The following is a 20,842-nucleotide window of genomic DNA, read 5'->3' on the forward strand; positions in this document are numbered from 1 at the left end:
TACCTGCCCTTTCCGTACCTACTTAGGGGAGCCTAATTCCGGCGGTCCAGGTGTGCTTGGGCCGAACGTCCCGATCCGCGGGACCTGGCGGCCCCGTCAGAGCAGGCTGCTCCAGTACGGCCAGAACCGGGTCAGGACGAGGACGGCGATCAGGCCGTACCAGGCCGCCAGAAGCATCCAGTGTGTCTCCAGCACCAGGGCGAGACAGCTCCGGCCGGTTGCCGGTACGGGGATGAGACCGCGTCCGAGGTTGCGCAGCGTGATGTACCAGAACAGGGCGATGGTGACCGCCCAGACGACGGCGCAGTAAGGGCAGAGCCGGCCCAGCCCGAAGAGGGACTGGTAGATCAGCCAGTGCACGAACAGGACACCGGCGGCCGCCCCCGCGTTCAGCGTGAGCCACAGCGCCCGGTGCAGGCGCGCCCCGGTGAGCACGGCCAGGCCGAGGACCGCGACGGCGGCGAAGGCGCCGAGACCGAGCAGCATGTTGGGGAAGCCGAAGACGCTGCCCTCGGGGCTGGCCATGACGCTGCCGCAGCTGATGACCGGGCTGATGTTGCACGGCGGCTGGTAGGCCGGGTTCTTCAGCAGCCGCCAGTCGTCCACGGTGAGCTCGAAGGACGCGAGCCAGCCGATCAGCCCGGTCAGGGTCAGCAGCCAGCCGATGCGCCGGCCCGGCTGCGCCGTGCGGGGCTGCCTCATGCGGCACGCCGCGTACGCGGCTTTGGGGACTGCACGCCGTGCACGGCGGGTGCCGGTGTGGCCGCGCGCCGCCGGTAGACCAGGTAGGGCCGGGCGAGGTAGCCGATCGGGGCGCTCCAGACGTGCACGAGGCGGGTGAAGGGCCAGGCGGCGAAGAGCAGGCAGGCACTCAGGGCGTGCAGCTGAAAGAGCAGCGGCGCTCCCGCGATCGCCTCCGGATGAGGGTGGAGGGTGAAGATGCCGCGGAACCAGACGGAGACGGTGGACCGGTAGTCGTAGCCTCCGCCGAACACGTTGTGTACGGCGGTGGCGCTGAAGCCCAGCAGGACCGTGACCGACAGGAGCGGGAACAGCAGCTTGTCGCTGCGGTCGGTGGTGAGGCGGATCCGGCGGGCGAGCAGCCGGCGGGCGCACAGCATGCCCAGGCCGGTGACCATGGCGACCCCGGCGACGGAGCCCAGCGCGACGGCCGTGGTGTGGTAGGCGTGCTCACTGATGCCCGCTGCCTCGGTCCAGGACGCCGGGACGGCCAGGCCCACCACGTGTCCGGCGATCACCGCGAAGGCGCCGAGGTGGAACAGCGGGCTGCCCCAGCGCAGCCAGCGGTGTTCGAGGAGCTGGCTGGTGCGGGAGGTCCAGCCGAACTGGTCCTGGCGGTAGCGCCAGACGTGTCCGACGGCGAACACGGCGAGACAGATGTAGGGGAAGGCGACCCACAGGAGCAGATCGGCGCCGCCCGCCGAGGCGGCGGCCGAGGGGGAGAGCGGGGTGTTCATCGGGGGCCTTCCGGGCGGCTGGTCGGGGCGGGCGGCACGAGGGTCGGCGGGGCGGCCGGCGGCGGCACGAAGGTGTCGGGCGGGGCGAACTCCCCGTCGCCGTAGGCCCCGTAGGGGTCGAGACCGACCTCCTCGTTCGGCGGTCCCTCGGCGACGAGCCGGGCCACCGCTGCGCGGTCCGCCTCGGTGGGCGGCGGCAGCAGGGTGAGCAGGGCGGCCAGGACGTGCCGGTAGGGGGAGTCGGCGTCGGCCAGGGCGCGGTGGATCAACTCCAGTCCCCGCCGGTGCTGGCGCAGGGGTGCCTCGCCGCCCCGGGGACCCGCCAGAGCCGCGAACTCCAGGACGACCGGGAGGTGGTCGGGCAGTTCACCCCCGTCGATGTCCCAGCCCATGGCCCGGTACCGCTGGTTCAGGGCGAGCAGGGCCATGCCCCGGCGACGGGTGTCACCGTGCAGGTAGTAGGTGAGGTAGAGGCTGCTCCTGCGACGCAGGTCGAACATCTCGACGTAGTGGCGCTCCAGCCCGTCGGGCTCCTGGGCGGCCATCCACGCGGTGAAGGCGGCCAGGTGGCCGGCGGCAGCAGAGGCCGGCAGCGCGGTGACACCGTCCTTCAACACCGGTCGGGAGGCGACGAGTTCGCCGTCCGGGTACTGCAGCAGCAGCGAGCACAGCCGCAGCAGCAGGGCGCGTGCCTCGGCCTCCTCGGCGGTGAGGCGGACCGGGCGGCGTACGGCCGCGCGGAGGCGGGTCCGGACGATGGCGGGGATCGTTGCGGGCAGCGGGCTCACGGACGGCCTCCGGCGGGAGCTTCGGGAGTACGGCGGCGCAGGGTGGGGATGCCGAGCATCACGCGCCGGCCACCGGCGTCCGCCGGTTCGCCGGACGTCTCGACCGGGCAGCGGTTCTCCATCGCGGTCAGCGCGGCGGCGTCCTCCTTGTGGGCGGCGGGGACGACGTACCGGTCCTGGTACTTGGCGACGGCGAGGAGCCGGTGCAGGTCCTCCGCCTCGCGCGGGGTCAGTCCCACGGCCTTCAGCGTGGCCTCGTCGCCGGTCTCGCCGAGGGTGCGTTCACGCATGTACGAGCGCAGCGCGGTGAGTTTCATCAGCACACCGGCGACGACGTCCGTGTCCCCGGCGGTGAACAGCTCCGCCAGGTACTCCAGCGGGATGCGCAGCCGGGTGACGGCGGCGAAGACGTGGTCGGGGTCGTCCTGATTTCCGCCCGCCGCGTCGACGGCGTCGAGGACGGGGGAGAGCGGCGGCACGTACCAGACCATCGGCATCGTCCGGTACTCCGGGTGCAGCGGCAGCGCCACCTTGTAGCGCATGACGAGGTCGTACACGGGGGAGCGGCGGGCGGCGTCCAGCCAGTCCTCGGGGATGCCCGACTCCCGTGCGGCCGCACGGACTTCGGGATCGTGCGGGTCGAGGAAGACGCCGCGCTGGGCGTCGAGCAGGTCGTGCTCGTCGGGGGTGGCGGCGGCCTCGCCGACGCGGTCGGCGTCGTACAGGAGCAGGCCGAGGTAGCGCAGCCGTCCGACGCAGGTCTCGGAGCAGACGGTGGGCTGGCCGGCCTCGATGCGCGGGAAGCAGAACGTGCACTTCTCGGCCTTGCCGGTGGCGTGGTTGACGTACACCTTCTTGTACGGGCACGCCGTCACGCACATCCGCCAGCCCCGGCAGCGGTCCTGGTCGACGAGGACGATGCCGTCCTCGACCCGCTTGTACATCGCGCCGGAAGGGCACGCGGAGACGCAGGCCGGGTTGAGGCAGTGCTCGCACAGGCGGGGCAGGTGGAAGAGGAAGGTCTGCTCGAACTCGAACTTCACCTTCTGGGCCCATTCCCCGCTGAGGTTGGGGTCGCCGCCGGCGTTCTCGGGCGCTCCGCCCAGGCCGTCCTCCCAGTTGGCGCCCCAGGTGATGGCGGTGGGCCTGCCGGTGAGGACGGAGCGGGGGCGGGCGACCGGGATGTCCTTCTGAGCGGGGGCGTTGACGAGGTTGTCGTAGTCGTAGGTGACCGGCTCGTAGTAGTCCTCGATGGACGGCAGGTCGGGGTTGGCGAAGAGGGACAGGAGCCGCTTGATCCTCCCGCCGGAGCGCAGGACCAGACGCCCGCGCTTGTCGAGCATCCAGCCGCCCTTCCAGTGCTCCTGGTCCTCGTAGCGGCGCGGGTAGCCGACGCCGGGCTTGGTCTCGACGTTGTTGAACCAGGCGTACTCGACGCCGGTGCGGTTGGACCACGTCTGCTTGCAGGTGACCGAGCAGGTGTGGCAGCCGATGCACTTGTCGAGGTTCATCACCATCGCCACTTGAGCGAGCACGCGCATCTCAGTACTCCACATCCTGCGAGCGACGGCGGATCACGGTGACCTCGTCGCGCTGGTTCCCGGTCGGTCCGTAGTAGTTGAAGGCGTAGGTGAACTGCGCATAGCCGCCCGCCAGATGGGTCGGCTTGAGCAGCAGCCTGGTCAGGGAGTTGTGGATGCCGCCGCGCTTGCCGCTGACCTCGGTCTTCGGCACGTTCACGTTGCGGTCCTGGGCGTGGTACATGTACACCGTGCCCTCGGGCATACGGTGGGTGACCACGGCCCGGGCGGCGACGACACCGTTGCGGTTGTACGCCTCGATCCACTCGTTGTCCTTGACCCCGATCCTGTCGGCGTCGGCGGTGGACATCCAGACCGTCGGTCCGCCGCGGGACAGGTCGAGCATGTACTTGTTGTCCTGGTAGTTCGAGTGGATGGACCACTTCGAGTGCGGGGTCAGATAGCGGACGGTGACCTCAGCGCGGTCCTTGTCGTGCAGGTGTTCGTCGCCGTAGTGCCTGGGGGTGTTCAACGGGGGCCGGTAGACGGGGAGTTGCTCGCCCAGTTCGGCCATCCAGTCGTGCTGGACGAAGAAGTGCTGCCGGCCGGTGAGGGTGTGCCAGGGCTTCTTGTGCTCGGTGTTGATGACGAAGGGCGAGTAGCGGCGCCCGCCGGTCTCCGAGCCCGACCACTCGTACGACGTCATCACCGAGCGGGGCTGGGTGCGGGTGTCGGCGAACGTGATCCGGTCCGCCTCACGCTCGGCGGCGAGTTCCACCAGGCCCTTGCTGCCGGTCTGCCGCTCCAGCTCGCGGAAGCCTTCGGTGGCCAGACGGCCGTTGGTGGTGCCGGACAGGGCGAGGATCGCCTCGCACATGTCGCTGGCGGTGGCGAGCGAGGGCCGCCCGGCGGCGACTCCGTCCCTGACGGTGCCGTTGCGGTGCCGAAGGTCTTCGATCTCCTGGTCCGGGTGGACGGTGACGCCCTTGGTGGTCGTGCCCAGCGTGTCGAGCAGCGGACCGACGGCGCGCATCTTCTGCGCGATCGCGGCGTAGTCCCGCTCGATGACCACCAGCTTCGGCATGGTCCGCCCGGGAACCGGCTCGCACTCGCCGGTCTTCCAGTCCCGCACCACGCCGCCCGGCTGGGCGAGTTCGTCGGGGGTGTCGTGCAGCAGCGGCACCGCGAGCACGTCGGTACGGGTGCCGAGGTGCTCGGCGGCCAGCTCGCTGAACCGGTCGGCGATCGTCAGGAACGTGTCGTAGTCGGTGCGGGCCTGCCAGGGCGGGGCGATGGCCGGCGTGAAGGCGTGCACGAAGGGATGCATGTCCGTGCTCGACAGATCGTCCTTCTCGTACCAGGTCGCCGCCGGCAGGACCACGTCGGCCAGCAGACCGGTGGACGTCATCCGGAAGTCCATGCAGACCAGCAGGTCCAGCTTGCCCTCGGGGGCCTCCTCCCGCCACACCACCTCCTTCGGGCGGCCCTCGGGCGGGGTCTCCTCGGAGCGGACCGCCGCGTCGGTGCCCAGCAGGTGGCGCAGGAAGTACTCGTTGCCCTTGCCGGAGGAGCCCAGCAGGTTGGCCCGCCACACGGTCAGCACGCGCGGGAAGTTGGCCGGATCGTCGGGATCCTCGACCGCGAACCGCAGCCGCCCGGACTTCAGCTCGTCGACGATGTGCTCGGCGACCGGACGCCCGGCCCGCGCCGCTTCGTCCGTCAGGTCGAGCGGGTTGCGGTTGAAGCCGGGGTGGCCGGGTGTCCAGCCCAGCCGCACCGCCTGCGCCAGGCAGTCCGCGAAGCCCTTGCCCTTGAACCGCCCTTCCCCCAGCGGGGAGGCCAGCTCCTCGGGCCCGAACGCCTCGTAGCGCCACTGGTCGGAGTTCAGATACCAGTAGGAGGTGCCCGCCATGTGCCGGGTGGGCCGCTGCCAGTCGAAGGCGAACGACAGGTGCTGCTGACCGGTGACCGGGCGGACCTTCTCCTGGCCGACGTAGTGCGCCCAGCCGCCGCCGTTGACGCCCTGGCAGCCGGTCATGGTGAGCAGCGCCAGGAAGGCGCGGTAGATGGTGTCGGAGTGGAACCAGTGGTTGGTGCCGGCGCCGAGGGCAATCATCGAACGTCCCTGCGTCCGCTCCGCGTTGCGGGCGAACTCCCGGGCGATCCGGGCAGCCTGCTCGGCCGGGACGGACGTCACCGTCTCCTGCCAGGCCGGGGTGTAGGGCTCCGACGCGTCGTCGTAGGACGACGGCCAACTGCCTGGCAGACCCGGCCGCTGCACCCCGTACTGCGCCAGCATCAGATCGAAGACCGTCGTCACCAGGTGCCCGCCGATCCGCCGCACGGGCACCCCGCGCACCATGACCGAGCCGCCCTCCGTGCCGCCTTGGTCGAAGCGGGGCAACGCCACGGCCAGTGTGTCCTCAGCGCTCTCGAGCAGGCTCAACTCGGGCACGGTGTCGCCCAGGTCGAGGTTCCAGCGGCCTCGCTCGGCTTCCCCCCAGCGGAAGCCGAGCGAGCCGTTCGGCACGACCGGTTCGCCGGTGGCCGAGTCGAGAAGCACGGTCTTGGAATCGGCATGCTCCATGCTGCTGCCGAGGTCGGCAGCGGTCAGAAAACCGTCCGGGACGAGACCGTGTCCGTGCTCGCGCAGCGTCACCAGGAACGGGGCGTCGGTGAACCTGCGCAGGTAGTCCTGGAAGTACGGCACCTCGCGGTCGACGAGGAACTCGCGCAGGATCACGTGCCCCATGGCCATCGCCAGCGCGCCGTCCGTGCCCGGGTGCGGGGCCAGCCACTCGTCGGCGTGCTTGACGTTGTCCGCGTAGTCGGGACTGACCGCGACGACCTTCGTGCCGTTGTAGCGGGTCTCGGTGAGGAAGTGCGCGTCGGGCGTGCGGGTGACGGGGATGTTGGACCCCCACATGATCAGATAGCCCGCGTTCCACCAGTCGGCGGCCTCCGGCACGTCCGTCTGGTCGCCGAAGACCTGCGGCGAGGCGACCGGCAGGTCGGCGTACCAGTCGTAGAAGGAGAGGAGCGTGCCACCGATCAGCGACGTGTAACGGGCACCGGCCGCGAACGAGGCCATCGACATCGCGGGTATCGGGGAGAAGCCGGCGACGCGGTCGGGGCCGTACGTCTTGACCGTGTGGACCTGGGCGGCGGCGACCAGCTCGGACACCTCGTCCCAGTCGGCGCGCACCAGTCCGCCCTTGCCGCGGGCCCGCTTGTAGGCGCGTGCCTTCGCCGGATCGCCGGTGATCTCCGCCCATGCGGCCACCGGGTCCCCGAGCCGCCGCCGGGCCTCGCGCCACAGCTTCAGCAGCGCGCCGCGCACATACGGGTAGCGGACGCGGCTGGGGGAGTAGGTGTACCAGGAGAACGAGGCACCGCGCGGGCAGCCGCGGGGCTCGTACTCGGGACAGTCGGTGCCGATCGACGGGTAGTCGGTGGCCTGGTGCTCCCAGGTGATGATGCCGTCCTTGACGTACACCATCCACGAGCAGGAGCCCGTGCAGTTGACGCCGTGCGTGGAACGCACCACCTTGTCGTGCGCCCAGCGGTCCCGGTAGAAGCCTTCCCACTTCGGGTCGCCCGCACCGAAGACGGCGCGTCCGTCGGCCGAGACCTCGCGACGGGTCAACAACCTGCGGGCGGCCAGCGGCCAGCCCTCGCCTGCGCGCTGCTGCGAGGGGCCTGCGGTCCTGTCGTTCTCCATGGTCACGAACGCTAGGCGCCGGCGCCGGCCCGGTCCTGGGGCCGAACGGCCCTGTCCTGACCGCCTTCCGGCCCAACCTTCCCGTCGGAGCCTGTCCAGTGGAGGCCACCGGACGCCAGGCATGTGCGAGCAGCGTGCACCTGGGCCGAAGTTCCCTGCTCCGGATGGCCGTTCGGCCCTGCTCGGAACCGTGATCAGGGGCCGGTGGGCGGTGCCGGAGGACCGCTCGGCCCAGGCGTCGGCGGCTGCGGCACGGTGATGCTGTGCTGTGACCGGCCAGGAGCGGCCACGGACCATCGGGTCCCGCTGTCCGCGGCCACGTCTCCTCGTGTACAGGCCGGGGCAGGCGCGGCTCGCTCCCGGTCCGGTCACCGTCCGGCCCGCTGCCTCTGCCAGAGCCACGGCCGGACAGCCGTCCGCCACGACCCCGCCCCGGCGTGCGTCTCTGTGCCTGGCCGCCTGGTGCGCCGGTCGCTCAGGGGACGTGGCGGACGGCCGCCTCTGCCCGACTGGCCGGCTGGTCCGGCTCTGAACCGCTGGAGCCACTTCATGAGTGCTCTCACCCTTGCCTCGGCCCCCGAGGACGCCGAGGCTCTCGAAGCCGCAGAGCGGCATCATGTCCGCCTGGCAGGCGAGTTGGCCGGGCGGGTGGCGATGCTGCTCACCGCCGCGGACCGCGATCCCGGTGCCGCGGAGAAGATCCGCGCCGGCCTCGTCGCCTTCTGTGACCGCGAACTCCTGCCGTATGCGACCGCCGAGGAGTCCGTGTTCTACCCCGCCGCGCGCTCTCTGCCGGACAGCCGGCTCCTCATCGAGAGCCTGATCGCGGAAAACAGCTGCATGACCGCGCTGGTGGACGCCCTGCGTGCCGCGCCCGGGCCGACCGGTGCCGCGGCCGACGCCCGCGCCCTTCAGGTGCTCTTCGAAGAGCACGTGGCCAAGGAGAACGGGCTCGTCCTCCCGCTGCTCGCCGTGGCACCCGGCGTACGTCTCGCCACGCTGCTCAAGGAGTTGCACGAGCGGGCCTCGGCGGCCACGCCCGCCGACGGCAGGTCCGGCTCCCAGGCATCCGGAGCAGAGGCGGATCTCACGGTCGACATGGCCCAGGAGGGCTGTGGCTGCGACGGTCACGCAGAGGAAGCCGTGCCCGAACTGGATGTGCGGTCCGTGCCCCACGCCCTGCGTCATGCCACGGTCTTCGGCGCGCTCGACGCCGTGTCGGCGGGCAGCGCCATGGTGCTCGTCGCGCCGCACGACCCGCTGCCGCTGCTTGCGCAGATCGAGCAACGCCACCCCGGCCGTTTCGCGGTGGAGTACCTGCAGCGGGGCCCCGAGGCCTGGCGGCTCCGCCTCGGCCACCGCTGAACCCGCAACAAGGAAGGCACGTCATGAACGCAGCGCATCGCTGGATCGGCGCACTGGTCGGGACGGTCGGCGCGACCCTGATGGTCACCGGACCTGTCATGCTGGCCCGCGGCCGACAAGGCCGGAAGGAGATCCGTACCGAACTCGCCGCGCAGAAGATCACATTCCCCGATCACGGGCTGCCGGCCCATCTCGCCGCCTTCGCCGGCCGGAGCGTGGAGACCGGGCCCCAGGCCCACGCCTACGCCGAACTGATCAAGGACCATGTCGTCCAGGCGACCGGTGGCCGCACCTACGCCGAGATCACCGAAGAGCTGCACGCCACCGGCGACGACGAGAAGCTCGCCCAGCTGCGTCAGACCGCTTTCATGGGCGAAACGCTGCGCGGCTCGCTGCTGTCGGCCTATCAGGCCTGGCACCTGACCACGCTGGTCACAGGCCTGGGGGGTGCGCTGACCGGCCTCGGTGCGGCGCTGGTGGCCACGGCGAACACCCTGGGCGCGAATCCGCGGCTCCCCTGATCCACTCAGCCTCGCGAGCCGCCCATGCCGGGGCCCCAAGTCGCCCGAGACCTGGGAAGCTCGCACGCCCTGTCGATCCCCCACCCCGAACGCATCCATGTTCCGCCGGTCCGTACGGCCCAGCCCTGATCGCCGGAACCAGGGACCCTCGGCCCCTGCCGACGGGCCCATCGGCCGCCGCGCCGAGGCCGTCGGATGCCGGATGCTGACTGCCGACCGATCCGGAGGTATCCCGTGTACGACCGAACCGAGCGCCCGCGCGGGTGTCTTCGCCGTCGTCCCCCGCGACGGGTGCCGTGCACGGGCCGGACCGGTCACCGTCCGGCCGCCCGCCACGTCTGCCCTGACTCCCGGGCGGCCGGACGCACGATGCGGACGGATCCGGCATGGAGGATCCGGTGAACGACGCCCGAGCGATCCGTCGACAGCATCAGAACGTGGCGGACAAGCCGTTCATCGTGATCTGGGAGTGCACCCGCGCCTGCCCGCTGGCCTGCCTGCACTGCCGCGCCGAGGCCGTGCCCGACCGCGACCCGCGCGAGCTGGACACCGCCGCCGCGCGTGGACTGCTGCGGCAGGTGGCGGCGTTCGGGCAGCCCGCTCCATTGTTCGTGATCACTGGCGGAGACCCGTTCCAGCGTCCCGATCTGCTGGAGTTGATCGCTTACGGCCAGGAGGCGGGCGTCCGCGTCGCCGTGTCCCCCTCTGGCACCCCCACGCTCACCCCGGCCCGGCTGCGCGCCGTACACGAGGCGGGCGCCGTCGGGCTCTCGCTCAGCCTGGACGGTTCCACAGCCGAGTCGCACGACGGATTCCGGGGTGTGCCCGGGGTGTACCGCTGGACCCTCGACGCCTGGGACACCGCCCGCGCACTCGGTATGAAGGTGCAGATCAACACCACGGTCGCCCGGCACAACCTCGACGAGCTGCCGGACATCGTCCGACTGGTCGCCGAACACGGTGCCATGCTGTGGAGCGCGTTCTTCCTGGTGCCCACCGGCCGTGGCCGCGCACTCGGCGTGCTCACGGCGGCCGAGACCGAGGACGTCCTGAACTTCGTGTACGACGTCGGGCTGACCGTGCCCGCCAAGACGACCGAGGCACACCACTTCCGCCGCGTGGCGCTCCAGAGAAAGGTGCTGGCGCAGGCGGGCGAGGATCCTGTCGCGGCGCTGGGACTCGGGCCGCTGTACCGGCGCCTGCGTGATCGTGCCCTCGAGTTGGGCCTGGACGCCGGGGGACGCCGGGCCCGCCGCCCGCCGCTGGATGTCAACGCAGGCCGTGGCTTCGTCTTCGTCTCCCACACCGGCACGGTCCACCCGAGCGGCTTCCTGCCGCTGGGCGCGGGCACCGTACGCGAGACGCCCCTGCCCGCGATCTACCGCACGTCCGAGCTGTTCACCGGTCTGCGGGACGCCGACCGGCTCGGCGGCCGGTGCGGATCGTGCGAGTTCCGCCGCGTCTGCGGTGGCTCCCGCTCCCGCGCCTACGGCCTCACCGGCGATCCGTACGCCGAGGAGCCCTGGTGCGGCTACCGGCCCGGATCCTTCCCCCACCAGCAAGAACTGGCCGTGCTGTTGGCCGACGACGCCGCTGTGGCGCATACCGCCGACCCGCCGGTCCATCCCGACCCGCCGGTCCACCCTGCCTCGTCCGCGCCATGCGCACAGCGACAGGACGTCACATGACCGGCCGGCTCGAACCCCCCGAAGTCACCGCAGGCCGGTATCCCAGCAGGTTCGGACAGTCCGGCCTGAAGGCCCGTCACCTGCGCGCCCACATCGTCGTCGTGGCGTGGGTGATCCTGGCACTGCTGGCCGCTGCCGCCCAGCAGACGTTGCCCGTCGCCCGCTGGCTGGCGATCCATCTGTTCCTGCTCGGAGCCGCCACCACCGCCATCGTGGTCTGGAGCGAGCACTTCGCTGTCGCCCTGCTGCATGCCCGGCGTCCTGACCAGCGGTGGAGCGATGCCCGGCTGATGGCGGTGAACCTCGCCGTGGCAGGCGTGCTCACCGGTGTGTGGGCGGATCAGCCCGTCATGACGGGCGCCGCGTGCGCGCTGCTGGTGGGAGCGATCACCGCCCACCTGGTGGTGCTGGTGCGCATGGGCCGTGGCGCGCTCGGCGGACGCCTCACCCCTGTCGTCGGCTTCTACCGGGCGGCCGCCGTGGCCATGCTCGCCGGTGTGGTACTGGGCGGCCTGCTCGCCACCGGTCACGCAGATCCGCGGCACTATGCCGGGCTGCGGCTGGCCCACATCCACGTGATGCTGCTCGGCTGGATCGGACTGCCGGTGCTCGGCACCCTGTTCATGCTGTGGCCCACCGTGCTCGGCGTGCGCATGGCCGAACGCACCACCCGGGTCGCGCCCTGGGTGCTGAGGCTGACGGGGAGTGGACTGCTGATCACGGTGGCGGCGCCGGCGGTCGGCCGGCGCTGGGCCACACTGACCGGTGTCGCGGCGTACGCCATCGGCGTGGCGGTGGCGATGGAGCTGTTCGTCCGTACGGTGCGCGGGCGTCGCCCGGTGTCAGCGGCGGCCGCCTGGATGCTGGGCGCGGCGGCCGGGTGGCTGTGCGCCGGTGTGGCAGCGGACGCGGGCATCCTGGCCGCCCGGCCGCTCGCCGAGGCGGGGGAGGCGCTCGGCTCCCTTGTCCCGGTCCTGCTCATCGGGTTCGTCGCACAGGTCCTCATCGGCGCCCTGACCTATCTGCTGCCGATCGTGCTCGCCGCCGGTCCGAAGGAGCGGGCTGCGCTGCGGGCGGTGCTGGAGCGCGGTTGGCCGGCCCGGCTGGTGAGCCTCAACGCCGGCGTCGCGCTGCTGGCGCTGCCGCTGCCCGGGCCCGCCGCGACCGCGGGTTCACTGCTGGCCGCGGCATCCGGAGTGGCATTCGTCGCGCTCGTGGTCTCCGCGCTCCTCCGCGGTGGTCTCGGTGCTCGGGAGGACGGTTCGTCGCGACGGCCGGTCCTGCTGGGTACCGCGGCGGGTGCCGTGCTGATCGTGCTGGCCGTGCTGGTGGCCGACAGCGGTGGCGGCACCGACGCCCCGGCCGTCGCCGCCGGGACGGGCAGGGGCGGTGCCGCCGTCACACGCACCGTCGACGTCACCCTGGCCGACATGCGCATCCGGCCCGGCAGGATCGACGTCACCCAGGGAACCGCCCTGAAGCTGAACGTCACCAACAGGGACGGGCAACGCCACGACCTCAAGGTCGATGGCGGCCCCGCCACCCCGCTCCTCTCCCCGGGCGAGAGCCGCACGCTCGATCTCGGGCAGGTCACCAAGGACCGCACGGCCTGGTGCACGCTGCCCGGACACCGTGCCGCCGGGATGTCGCTGAGCATCGTGGTGCAGCACAGCGCGGGTGAGGACACCGTGGCGCACGACGGCCACATGTCCATGACGGACGGCAGCGGTCTGGACCTCGCCGCCGACTTCTCCCACGGGTGGAAGGCCCGCGACGCCGCGCTGCCTCCCGCAGCGGCCGGAACCCTGCACCGTATCGAGCTGCACGCCGTCCGCCGGACCATCGAGGTCGCCCCGGGCGTCGAGCAGCAGATGTGGACCTTCGGCGGCACCGTGCCGGGCCCCACCCTGCACGGCAAGGTGGGCGACACCTTTGAGGTCACCCTCGTCAACGACGACCCCACCATGGGCCACGGCATCGACTTCCACGCCGGTTCTCTCGCTCCCGACCGGGCGATGCGCACCCTTCGGCCGGGTCGGCGTCTCGTCTACAGGTTCCGTGCCGACAGGGCCGGCGCGTGGCTGTACCACTGCAGCACGGCACCGATGCTGCAGCACATGGGCAACGGCATGTACGGCGCCGTTGTCATCGACCCGCCCGGCCTGCCCGAGGTGGACCACGAGTACGTACTGGTCGCCTCCGAGCTCTACCTCGGCACCCCCGGCAGCACGGCCCAGGTGGCGAAGATGCGTCAGGACATCCCGGACGCCTGGGTGTTCAACGGCAGCGCCGCCCAGTACGCCAAGGCGCCGCTGTCGGTGAAGGCCGGCGAGCGGGCCCGCTTCTGGGTGGTGGCCGCCGGACCGAGCGACGGCGTCTCCTTCCATGTCGTCGGCACCGTCTTCGACACCGTGTACAAGGAGGGCGCCTACCTCCTCGAACCCGGCCGGCCGGGCGGTTCGCAGGTCCTGGACCTGGCCGTGGCCCAGGGCGGCTTCGTCGAGACGACGTTCCCGGCGGCCGGCCACTACTCCTTCGTGGACCACGACATGCGGCACGCCGAGGCCGGGGCGGCAGGCACGGTGGAGGTGAACGGGTAGTGGGCACCGTCGGCCTGTGGTCCCTGGTGCGGTTCCTCCACGTCACCGGTGCCGTCCTGTGGGTCGGCGGACAGCTGGCCCTGACCCTGGTGGTGCTGCCGCTCGCGCGGCGCAGTTTGTCCGCGGAAGCCAGGGACCGCTTCGCGGCCGCGGCGGGCCGCCGGTTCGGACTGCTGACCGGGACGGTGTTCCTCCCGGTCCAGCTGGGCACCGGCTGGGCCATGGCCTGGCACCGGGGCGTCACCTGGGCCTCGCTCGCCGAGCCCGGCTACGGGCGCACGCTGGCCACCAAACTCGGGCTGTTCGTGCTGGTGATGCTCGCCGCGGCCGGCCACGGCATCGCGTACGCCAAGGGCCGTGCCGAACTGGCCCGAGCCCTGGCCGTCGTGTCGCTCGTCGGCTCGCTGGGCGTCGTCCTGCTCGCCACCGCCCTGCCCGTCACATGACCGCCGACGGTGCGGGTCCCGCCCCTCGGGCTTCGGCGGTCCCGGACAAGAGAGGAAGCATGGTGCGTACCCCTCACCTCGATGCGGCAAGCCTGGAAACGCTGCTCGCGGCAGCGGTGGCGGCCCCGTCCATCCACAACACCCAACCCTGGCGCTTCCGCGTCGACCCGCACGACCAGAGCCTGGAGATCCGCGCCGTGCCGGAGCGGATGCTGCCGCTGGCCGACCCCGACAGCCGCGCGCAGTATCTGTCCGTGGGCGCTGCCGTGTTCAACCTTCGGCTGGCCGCCGAGCATCTGGGCCGGCGCCCGGAGGTGTGGCTGCTGCCGGATCCGGCCGAGCCCGAGCTGCTCGCCACCCTGTGGCTCGCCGACCCGACCGGTCCGCACGCCCACCGTGGGCGGGACACGGACCTGTACGAGGCCATAGCCCGGCGGCACACCAGCCGGATGCCGTTCACCGGGCGTCCGGTACCCGATCCGGTCGTGGTGGAAATGACCGCGGCTGCGCACACCCAGGGCGCGCAACTGTATCTGCCGGAGATCGTCGGCACCCGGCGGCTCCTGCGTCTGACCGCCGTGGCCGAGGCCCGCAACCAGGCCAGCGCGGCGCGCACCGCCGAAACCCGCCACTGGATCACCGTCCCGGGAACGGGCGCCCCCTACGGCATCCCCGTCACCGCCCTCGGCCCGTCGGACGCGGGCGGGCGGATGCCGATGCGGGACTTCACCGGCCCGCTGCCGGTGCCGCGTCTGCCTGCGCTCCGCTTCGAACGCCACGCCCAGGTCGCGCTGTTGTGGACCTCCCACGACCGGCCGCAGGACTGGTTGGGCGCGGGCCAGGCCCTGCAGCACGTGCTGCTGACGGCAACGGTGCACGGGGTGCGCACCTCGCTCCTTCACCAGGCGATGGAATGGCCGGATCTGCGCCAGGCCACCAGCCTCTCCCGCAAGCGGTGCCACCCGCAGGTGCTGATCCGCTTCGGCTACGGCCCTGACGGCGGCCGTACACCCCGCGCCCGCGGGCAGGCGGTGACAGAGCTCGTGGGCGAGCCCGACGCAACGCGTCCCTGACGGCTACGGGGCCGACGCCCTGAATCCGACAGCCTTCGCGGACCGCTTCCCCGCTGCCACGGTGCGGGGCGCCTGCCGCCCGCACCGTGGTCAGTCCGTGTCGCGCGTGCCGGCGATCTCGCGGCCCGTGACCATCTCCGACTCGACGCGCACGAAGACCCCGTCGTCCGTGACCACCCAGGAGCGCGGACCGGTCCGTTCCAGCCGTTCCTGTTCGGCAGGGTCGGTCACCACGGCCGCCCGGCCGGTGACGACCACGCTCCAGCCCGATCGGGTCGCGACGTCGAAGTCGTCGGCCTCGAAGGCCACCACGACGCCGTCGATGGCGCGGACGAGGTCCGAGCTCGCGGAGGTGCGCAGGAGTACGGAGGAGTCGTGGTCCACGGAGAAGTTGACCGGGAGCACGGCGGGCAGTGCCTGCCGGGTGTAGACGACACGACCGACCGGAGCCTTCGCCAGCAGGCGTAGGCACTCCTGCCGATCGAGCGCGCGGAAGCCGTCTTGGTGGATCATCCGTCCATGGTCTCTCGCGGGAGCGGGGCACGTTAGGGCCGTACGGCCCTTGTCCCGTCGTCCGCCGTCACAGCCGGGGCATGCCGGCAGCCACGTACCGGGGACCGTGGTCCGGCGGGGGGAAACCTGGGGACTGCCGGGCCCGGGGATGAGGCCGTACGGCCCACCCCGCGGAGAGTCTCCTGCGCGAATAGTGGCGGTAAGCCGCCGGCCGCACCACGCGGCCGGAGGTCCTGCGCTCCCGGATCCGACCCGGGGCCGTACCACTGCGAACGAAGGGACGGGCGGCATGCTCCAGCCGTCGAGGAAGCAGAACGAGACACCGGCACCAGCACCGGCTGCGCCCGTGTCCGGCCAGGCCTGGCTGATGCTGGCGCTGGCCACGGTGGGCTTCGCCGTCAACTTCTGGGCCTGGGCGCTGCTCAGCCCGCTCGGCCCGCGGTTCAAGGACGACCTGGGGCTGTCGTCGTTCCAGCAGTCGCTGCTGGTGGCGGTGCCCGTGGTGGTCGGCTCGCTGGGCCGGATTCCGGTGGGCGCGCTGACCGACCGGTTCGGCGGGCGCGTCATGTTCCCGCTGGTCTCGGCGGCCACCATCATGCCGGTGCTCTACCTCGGTCTGGCCGGGCACTCCTCGCTCACGGCGCTGCTGGTGGGCGGGTTCTTCCTCGGCATCGGCGGCACCGCATTCGCGGTCGGAGTGCCCTTCGTCAATGCCTGGTTCCCGCCGGCGCGGCGCGGCCTCGCCATCGGCGTCTTCGGGGCCGGTATGGGCGGCACCGCGATCAGCGCCCTGACCACGGTCAGGCTGGTGAAGGCGCACGGCATGGCCGACCCGTTCCTGCTCACCGCCGCGGTACTCGCGATCTACGCCGTGCTGGCCGCCCTCGTCCTGCGGGACGCGCCCGGCCGGAACGTGCCCACCGAACCGCTGGCCCGCCGACTGGCCGCGACCCTGAAGCTCGGCATCACCTGGCAGGCGTCCGCCCTCTACGCGGTGGCCTTCGGCGGCTACGTCGCCTTCTCCGTCTACCTGCCCACCTACCTGAAGACCGGATACGGCCTGGCCACGGCGGATGCCGCGAACCGGATGGCCGGCTTCGTGCTGCTGGCCGTCGCGATGCGGCCGGTCGGCGGCTGGCTCTCGGACCGGATCGGTCCGGTGCGGGTCCTGGCCGCGGCCCTGACCGTGGTCTTCTCCGGAGCCTTCGTCCAGGCGTTCACACCGGATCTGGCGCCGGTGGGCACGATCGCGTTCCTCGCGATGGCCGCCGCGCTCGGCGCGGGCAGCGGCGCCGTCTTCGCCCTGGTCGTGCTGCTGGCCCCGGCGGACAAGGTCGGCTCCGTGACCGGTGTCGTCGGCGCCGCGGGCGGCCTCGGCGGGTTCCTGCCGCCGCTGGTGATGGGCTCGCTGTACGGCGCCTACGGCTCCTACGCCCTCGGCCTGGTCCTGCTCGCGGCGGTGGCCGCCACGGCCCTGGTCTTCACCGGCACCGGCGTGCGCCACGCGCTCACCCGGCGCGTCCCCACGGTCCAGGCTCACTGATCAGGAGGAGAGCACACGATGTGCGAGTACTGCGGCTGCCAGGCACTGGAGTCCATCGACCAGCTGACCATGGAGCACGAGACGGTGGTGAACCTCATCAGCCGGGTGCGCGACGCCCACCGCGACGGCAAGATCGCGTACATGGCGGAGCTGGCCCGGGAGATCACCGCCGTGCTGGCCCCCCACACCCAGGTGGAGGAGCACGGCCTGTTCCCGGCGATGGCCGCCGACTTCCCCGAGAAGATCGCCGCGCTGGAGGACGAGCACCGCCGCATCGAGGCAGTGCTGGCCGAGGCGGACGGACCGTTCCTGACCGACCCGCACTGGCCCGGACGGCTGATCGAGGCACTCGATCTGCTGCGTGACCACATTCTGAGGGAGCAGGACGGCGTCTTCCCCGCCGCACTGGCGCTCCTGAACACCGAACAGTGGGAGGCCATCGAGGCGGTACGCGCCCGGGTCGGCACCTGCATGCCGCAGCGCACCGCCTGACCCGACGTTCCCGTCTCCGTCCCACCGTCCGCCCGGCGCAGCCTCTGCCGCCGGGCGGACCGCTGCGATCCGGGGCTCCGGCTCGACGGCCTGTCAGGGGCAAGGGCAGCCCGGTGAGTCATGCCGATATTGGCGGACCGGAACCGTTATGCCGGTGGAGCGTCGTGGCGTTCGCACGGATGTTTTGCCAACCCATGGTTGCCGCCCCCACCGGTCCGTCAGACTCTTGGTCACCATGCCGTCGGGCAGCTGGTTCTGCTGGTCACGGGGGTGCATGGGTCCCCCGCGCTGAGCGGGGAATGTTCATGCACCTCGAGTTCCGGCACCTCCGTATCCTGCTCACCGTCGCCGAGGCCGGCAGCATCCGCAGGGCCGCCGCGCGGCTGCAGCTCTCCCAGCCGGCCACGAGCGCCCAGCTGAAACGGATCGAACACGAACTGGGCGGACCGCTCTTCATCCGCAGTGCCGACGGCGTGAAACCGACCGAGAACGGTCAGTACGTCCTGCGCTGCGCCCGTGACCTCGTCGTCGGCTTCGACCGGCTGCGCGAGTACGCGCGATCGGCAGCCGAGGCGGACCGAAAGGCCGCGGCGCCGCTGAGGGCGGGCGGAACCGCCGGCCCTCTGGTGTCCCTGCTGGTCTCCGCCCTGTTCGAACTCGTACCGGAACGCCGGCTCACCATAGACGCCCGCCGTTCCGTGCACACCCTGGTGAAGTCGCTGAGTCAGTCGAAATGCGACATCGCGGTGTTCGGCGAGTTCCCGGGCTTCCCCCTGCCGGTCGGCGAGTCGGTGGCGACCCGCACACTGCTGCGCGAGCCGGTCTTCGTCCTGCTCGCCGAGGACCACCCGCTGGCATGCCAGGAGAAGGTGAGTCTCCACGAGCTGGCGGGCGAGGAGTGGGTCATGCCGGAGGCCGACGAGAGCGGTGTGCACGCGTACCTTCATCTCACCTGTCGGTCGGCGGGGTTCACTCCGCGCATCGCCCACGTGACGCCGGATCTGTCCGTGGCGCAGATCCTGGTCGCCGGCCGCCGCGCCGTCTGCGGCGTATGGCCGACCGCCGACGTCCCCGCCCAGGGCACCGTCCAGCGGCCGCTCGTGGACGTCCCGTTCCACCGGCGGCTGCTGCTGGCCTGGAACACGGAGTCGGTTCCGCCCGAACTCGCCGACGCGGCCGGTGAGCGTGTTCTGGCCGCCTATCTGGCGCTGGTGCGGCAGCGGCCGCAGTACCTGGCCTGGTGGCAGGACGGGGGAGAGGAGTTCGCCCTCGGCCAGGGCAAGTGACCGGCCGGGCCACGGTTCCCGGTGCCCTATAACTCCGGGGCTATATCTCAGATGGAGTCGCGTCAGGAACATGTCACCTGGTGAACACTTCGCGTCAACGTCCGAGGACGCCGTCACCCCACGACGAGCGAACGTCCGACGACGTCGTCACCCCACGACGAGCGAAGGAATCACCCCGTCATGCCCCGTCCCCTCATTGCCCTTTCCGCGATGGTCGCCGCCGGAGTCATCACCACGGGAGCGATGGCCGTACCCGCGCACTCGCAGACCAACGCGGTGCGAGGCGGAATTTCCGTCCGCGACACGGCGATATCCCAGGCCAAGGCGAACGTGACCCGACACGCCGACACCTTCGGTTTCGGCGCGGGCCAGAGACTCCACGTCAAGGACGTCGTCATCGACGCCGACGGCACCCAGCACGTCCGCTTCGAACGGACCTACCACGGCCTCCCCGTCGTCGGCGGCGACTTCGTCGTCCACCAGAAAGCCGACGGCTCGCTCAAGGGATCCACCCGCGCCAAGGCCCACAAGGTGGCGCTCAAGTCCGTCACTCCCGCCGTCGACGCCAGGGGCGCCGCGGCCGGCGCCCTGAAGCGCTCGCACGGACTGGTGCGCGACGCCAGGACGACCCCCGAACTGATCGTGTGGGCCGCCGACGGCACCCCCCGCCTGGCCTGGCGCACCAGCGCGCAGGGCCTGGGCGACAAGGGCCAGCCGCACGGCGAGGTCTTCGTCACGGATGCCACCACCGGCGCGGCGATCGAGAACTACGACGTCGAGCACGAGGCGACCGGTACCGGCCACTCCGAGTACACCGGTGACGTCGGCATCGACACCACCCAGCAGGCCGACGGCACCTTCGCCCTGATCGACCCGGTGCGCGGCCACATCACCAGGGACGCGCACAACATCTCCTCCTCGTCCCTGAAGAGCACCTCAGGCACCCTGTTCACCGACGCCGACAACATCTGGGGCGACGGCCGGAAGTTCTCCACCGACCGCGCCACCGCCGCCGTCGACGCGCACGCCAACACCGCGGAGACCTTCGACTACTACAAGGCGACCTTCGGCCGCAACGGCATCAAGAACGACGGCCGCGGCGCCACCGTCTTCGTCCACGTCGGTACCAACTGGGACAACGCCCAGTGGTCGGACGCCTGCTTCTGCATGATGACCGGCGACGGCGACGGCACCACCGACCCCGAGCAGGTCGACCTCGACACCATGGGCCACGAGATGACCCACGGCGTCACCTCGGCCACCGCCAACCTGCGCTACAGCGGTGAGTCCGGTGGCCTGAACGAGGCCACCAGCGACATCCTCGGCACGATGGTCGAGTGGTACGCCAACAACCCGGTCGACACCCCCGACTACCTCTTCAGCGACCAGTCCACCCCGCCCTGGCTGCGCCGCTTCGACAAGCCGTCCCTGGACGGCCGCTCCGCCGACTACTGGTCGAAGTCCGTCGGCCGGCTCGACGTGCACAACTCCTCGGGCGTCGGCAACCACTGGTTCTATCTCGCCAGCGAAGGCAGCGGTACCAAGACGATCAACGGCATCACCTACAACAGCCCGACGTACAACGGTTCCACCGTCACCGGCATCGGCAACAAGAAGGCCTCCGCCATCTGGTACCGGGCGCTGACCGTCTACATGACCTCCACCACGGACTACAAGGGCGCCCGCGCCGCGACTCTGAACGCGGCGAAGGACCTCTACGGCGCCACCGGCCCCGAGTACGCCACCGTGGCCGCCGCCTGGAGCGCGGTCAACGTCAACTGACCGACCCACCACCTGATCCGCGGGAG

Annotated in this window: 16 protein-coding genes; 10 read left to right on the plus strand and 6 right to left on the minus strand. The window is 71.5% G+C overall.

Annotated features, from left to right (window positions below; genetic code table 11):
- Positions 1-96: 96 nt before the first annotated feature.
- The 5 genes from ACIRVH_RS06700 to ACIRVH_RS06720 are packed head-to-tail and all read right to left on the minus strand — an operon-like array spanning position 97 to position 7,507.
- Positions 97-702 (minus strand): vitamin K epoxide reductase family protein, encoded by a 606-nt coding sequence (locus tag ACIRVH_RS06700; RefSeq protein WP_403948823.1) that lies wholly within the window; start codon positions 700-702, stop codon positions 97-99.
- Positions 699-1,478, minus strand: a complete 780-nt coding sequence (gene narI, locus ACIRVH_RS06705) for a respiratory nitrate reductase subunit gamma (RefSeq protein WP_403948826.1) — start codon at positions 1,476-1,478, stop codon at positions 699-701. Before narI ends, ACIRVH_RS06700 begins: the two co-directional genes overlap by 4 nt.
- Positions 1,475-2,266, minus strand: coding sequence for a nitrate reductase molybdenum cofactor assembly chaperone (gene narJ / locus ACIRVH_RS06710; RefSeq protein ID WP_403948829.1), 792 nt, complete (start codon positions 2,264-2,266; stop codon positions 1,475-1,477). Before narJ ends, narI begins: the two co-directional genes overlap by 4 nt.
- The gene (gene narH, locus ACIRVH_RS06715; RefSeq protein WP_403948831.1) at positions 2,263-3,807 is read right to left on the minus strand and encodes a nitrate reductase subunit beta; all 1,545 of its coding nucleotides are present in this window, start codon (positions 3,805-3,807) and stop codon (positions 2,263-2,265) included. The genes narJ and narH overlap by 4 nt, the downstream gene beginning before the upstream one ends.
- Position 3,808: 1 nt before the next feature.
- Positions 3,809-7,507 carry a nitrate reductase subunit alpha gene (locus ACIRVH_RS06720; protein ID WP_403948833.1) on the minus strand — a complete coding sequence of 1,233 codons (3,699 nt, stop codon included), beginning with the start codon at positions 7,505-7,507 and terminating at the stop codon, positions 3,809-3,811.
- 549 nt (positions 7,508-8,056) lie between these two features.
- Here ACIRVH_RS06720 and ACIRVH_RS06725 point away from each other — a divergent pair.
- The 6 genes from ACIRVH_RS06725 (at position 8,057) to ACIRVH_RS06750 (ending at position 15,200) form a co-directional block, all read left to right on the plus strand.
- On the plus strand, positions 8,057-8,872 hold the full coding sequence (locus ACIRVH_RS06725) for a DUF2249 domain-containing protein (RefSeq protein WP_403948835.1): 816 nt from the start codon (positions 8,057-8,059) through the stop codon (positions 8,870-8,872).
- 23 nt (positions 8,873-8,895) lie between these two features.
- Entirely contained in the window at positions 8,896-9,393 is a 498-nt protein-coding gene (locus ACIRVH_RS06730) for a hypothetical protein (protein WP_403948838.1), read from the plus strand.
- A 398-nt stretch (positions 9,394-9,791) separates the two neighbouring features.
- Positions 9,792-11,081 carry a TIGR04053 family radical SAM/SPASM domain-containing protein gene (locus ACIRVH_RS06735; RefSeq protein ID WP_403948840.1) on the plus strand — a complete coding sequence of 430 codons (1,290 nt, stop codon included), beginning with the start codon at positions 9,792-9,794 and terminating at the stop codon, positions 11,079-11,081.
- Positions 11,078-13,681, plus strand: a complete 2,604-nt coding sequence (locus ACIRVH_RS06740; protein WP_403948843.1) for a multicopper oxidase domain-containing protein — start codon at positions 11,078-11,080, stop codon at positions 13,679-13,681. The genes ACIRVH_RS06735 and ACIRVH_RS06740 overlap by 4 nt, the downstream gene beginning before the upstream one ends.
- Complete coding sequence (locus ACIRVH_RS06745) at positions 13,681-14,127, plus strand: hypothetical protein (RefSeq protein WP_403948846.1); 447 nt, start codon at positions 13,681-13,683, stop codon at positions 14,125-14,127. Before ACIRVH_RS06740 ends, ACIRVH_RS06745 begins: the two co-directional genes overlap by 1 nt.
- Positions 14,128-14,189: 62 nt before the next feature.
- Positions 14,190-15,200, plus strand: coding sequence for an Acg family FMN-binding oxidoreductase (locus ACIRVH_RS06750; RefSeq protein WP_403949916.1), 1,011 nt, complete (start codon positions 14,190-14,192; stop codon positions 15,198-15,200).
- A 90-nt stretch (positions 15,201-15,290) separates the two neighbouring features.
- Here the strand turns inward: ACIRVH_RS06750 and ACIRVH_RS06755 are convergent, their stop codons facing one another.
- A complete protein-coding gene (locus ACIRVH_RS06755; RefSeq protein WP_403948848.1) occupies positions 15,291-15,713 on the minus strand; it encodes a pyridoxamine 5'-phosphate oxidase family protein in 423 nt (140 codons plus the stop codon).
- 289 nt (positions 15,714-16,002) lie between these two features.
- On the opposite strand from ACIRVH_RS06755, the gene ACIRVH_RS06760 reads away from it, so the two are divergent.
- The 4 genes from ACIRVH_RS06760 to ACIRVH_RS06775 all read left to right on the plus strand — a co-directional run bounded on the left by ACIRVH_RS06760 (position 16,003) and on the right by ACIRVH_RS06775 (position 20,816).
- Positions 16,003-17,256, plus strand: a complete 1,254-nt coding sequence (locus ACIRVH_RS06760; protein WP_403948850.1) for a nitrate/nitrite transporter — start codon at positions 16,003-16,005, stop codon at positions 17,254-17,256.
- An 18-nt stretch (positions 17,257-17,274) separates the two neighbouring features.
- The gene (locus ACIRVH_RS06765) at positions 17,275-17,748 is read left to right on the plus strand and encodes a hemerythrin domain-containing protein (protein ID WP_403948851.1); all 474 of its coding nucleotides are present in this window, start codon (positions 17,275-17,277) and stop codon (positions 17,746-17,748) included.
- A 305-nt stretch (positions 17,749-18,053) separates the two neighbouring features.
- A complete protein-coding gene (locus ACIRVH_RS06770; protein ID WP_403948854.1) occupies positions 18,054-19,034 on the plus strand; it encodes a LysR family transcriptional regulator in 981 nt (326 codons plus the stop codon).
- Positions 19,035-19,214: 180 nt separating this feature from the next.
- Complete coding sequence (locus tag ACIRVH_RS06775; protein WP_403948857.1) at positions 19,215-20,816, plus strand: M4 family metallopeptidase; 1,602 nt, start codon at positions 19,215-19,217, stop codon at positions 20,814-20,816.
- Positions 20,817-20,842: the final 26 nt, after the last annotated feature.

Source organism: Streptomyces sp. NPDC101165 (assembly GCF_044768135.1).
GTDB lineage: Bacteria > Actinomycetota > Actinomycetes > Streptomycetales > Streptomycetaceae > Streptomyces.

Bases quoted from the DNA above. Each gene is read 5' to 3' on its own strand.
- ACIRVH_RS06700 (WP_403948823.1), bottom strand. From the start codon at position 702: ATGAGGCAGCCCCGCACGGCGCAGCCGGGCCGGCGCATCGGCTGGCTG.
- narI (WP_403948826.1), bottom strand. From the start codon at position 1,478: ATGAACACCCCGCTCTCCCCCTCGGCCGCCGCCTCGGCGGGCGGCGCC.
- narH (WP_403948831.1), bottom strand. From the start codon at position 3,807: ATGCGCGTGCTCGCTCAAGTGGCGATGGTGATGAACCTCGACAAGTGC.
- ACIRVH_RS06720 (WP_403948833.1), bottom strand. From the start codon at position 7,507: ATGGAGAACGACAGGACCGCAGGCCCCTCGCAGCAGCGCGCAGGCGAG.
- ACIRVH_RS06725 (WP_403948835.1), top strand. From the start codon at position 8,057: ATGAGTGCTCTCACCCTTGCCTCGGCCCCCGAGGACGCCGAGGCTCTC.
- ACIRVH_RS06730 (WP_403948838.1), top strand. From the start codon at position 8,896: ATGAACGCAGCGCATCGCTGGATCGGCGCACTGGTCGGGACGGTCGGC.
- ACIRVH_RS06740 (WP_403948843.1), top strand. From the start codon at position 11,078: ATGACCGGCCGGCTCGAACCCCCCGAAGTCACCGCAGGCCGGTATCCC.
- ACIRVH_RS06755 (WP_403948848.1), bottom strand. From the start codon at position 15,713: ATGATCCACCAAGACGGCTTCCGCGCGCTCGATCGGCAGGAGTGCCTA.
- ACIRVH_RS06760 (WP_403948850.1), top strand. From the start codon at position 16,003: ATGCTCCAGCCGTCGAGGAAGCAGAACGAGACACCGGCACCAGCACCG.
- ACIRVH_RS06765 (WP_403948851.1), top strand. From the start codon at position 17,275: ATGTGCGAGTACTGCGGCTGCCAGGCACTGGAGTCCATCGACCAGCTG.
- ACIRVH_RS06770 (WP_403948854.1), top strand. From the start codon at position 18,054: ATGCACCTCGAGTTCCGGCACCTCCGTATCCTGCTCACCGTCGCCGAG.
- ACIRVH_RS06775 (WP_403948857.1), top strand. From the start codon at position 19,215: ATGCCCCGTCCCCTCATTGCCCTTTCCGCGATGGTCGCCGCCGGAGTC.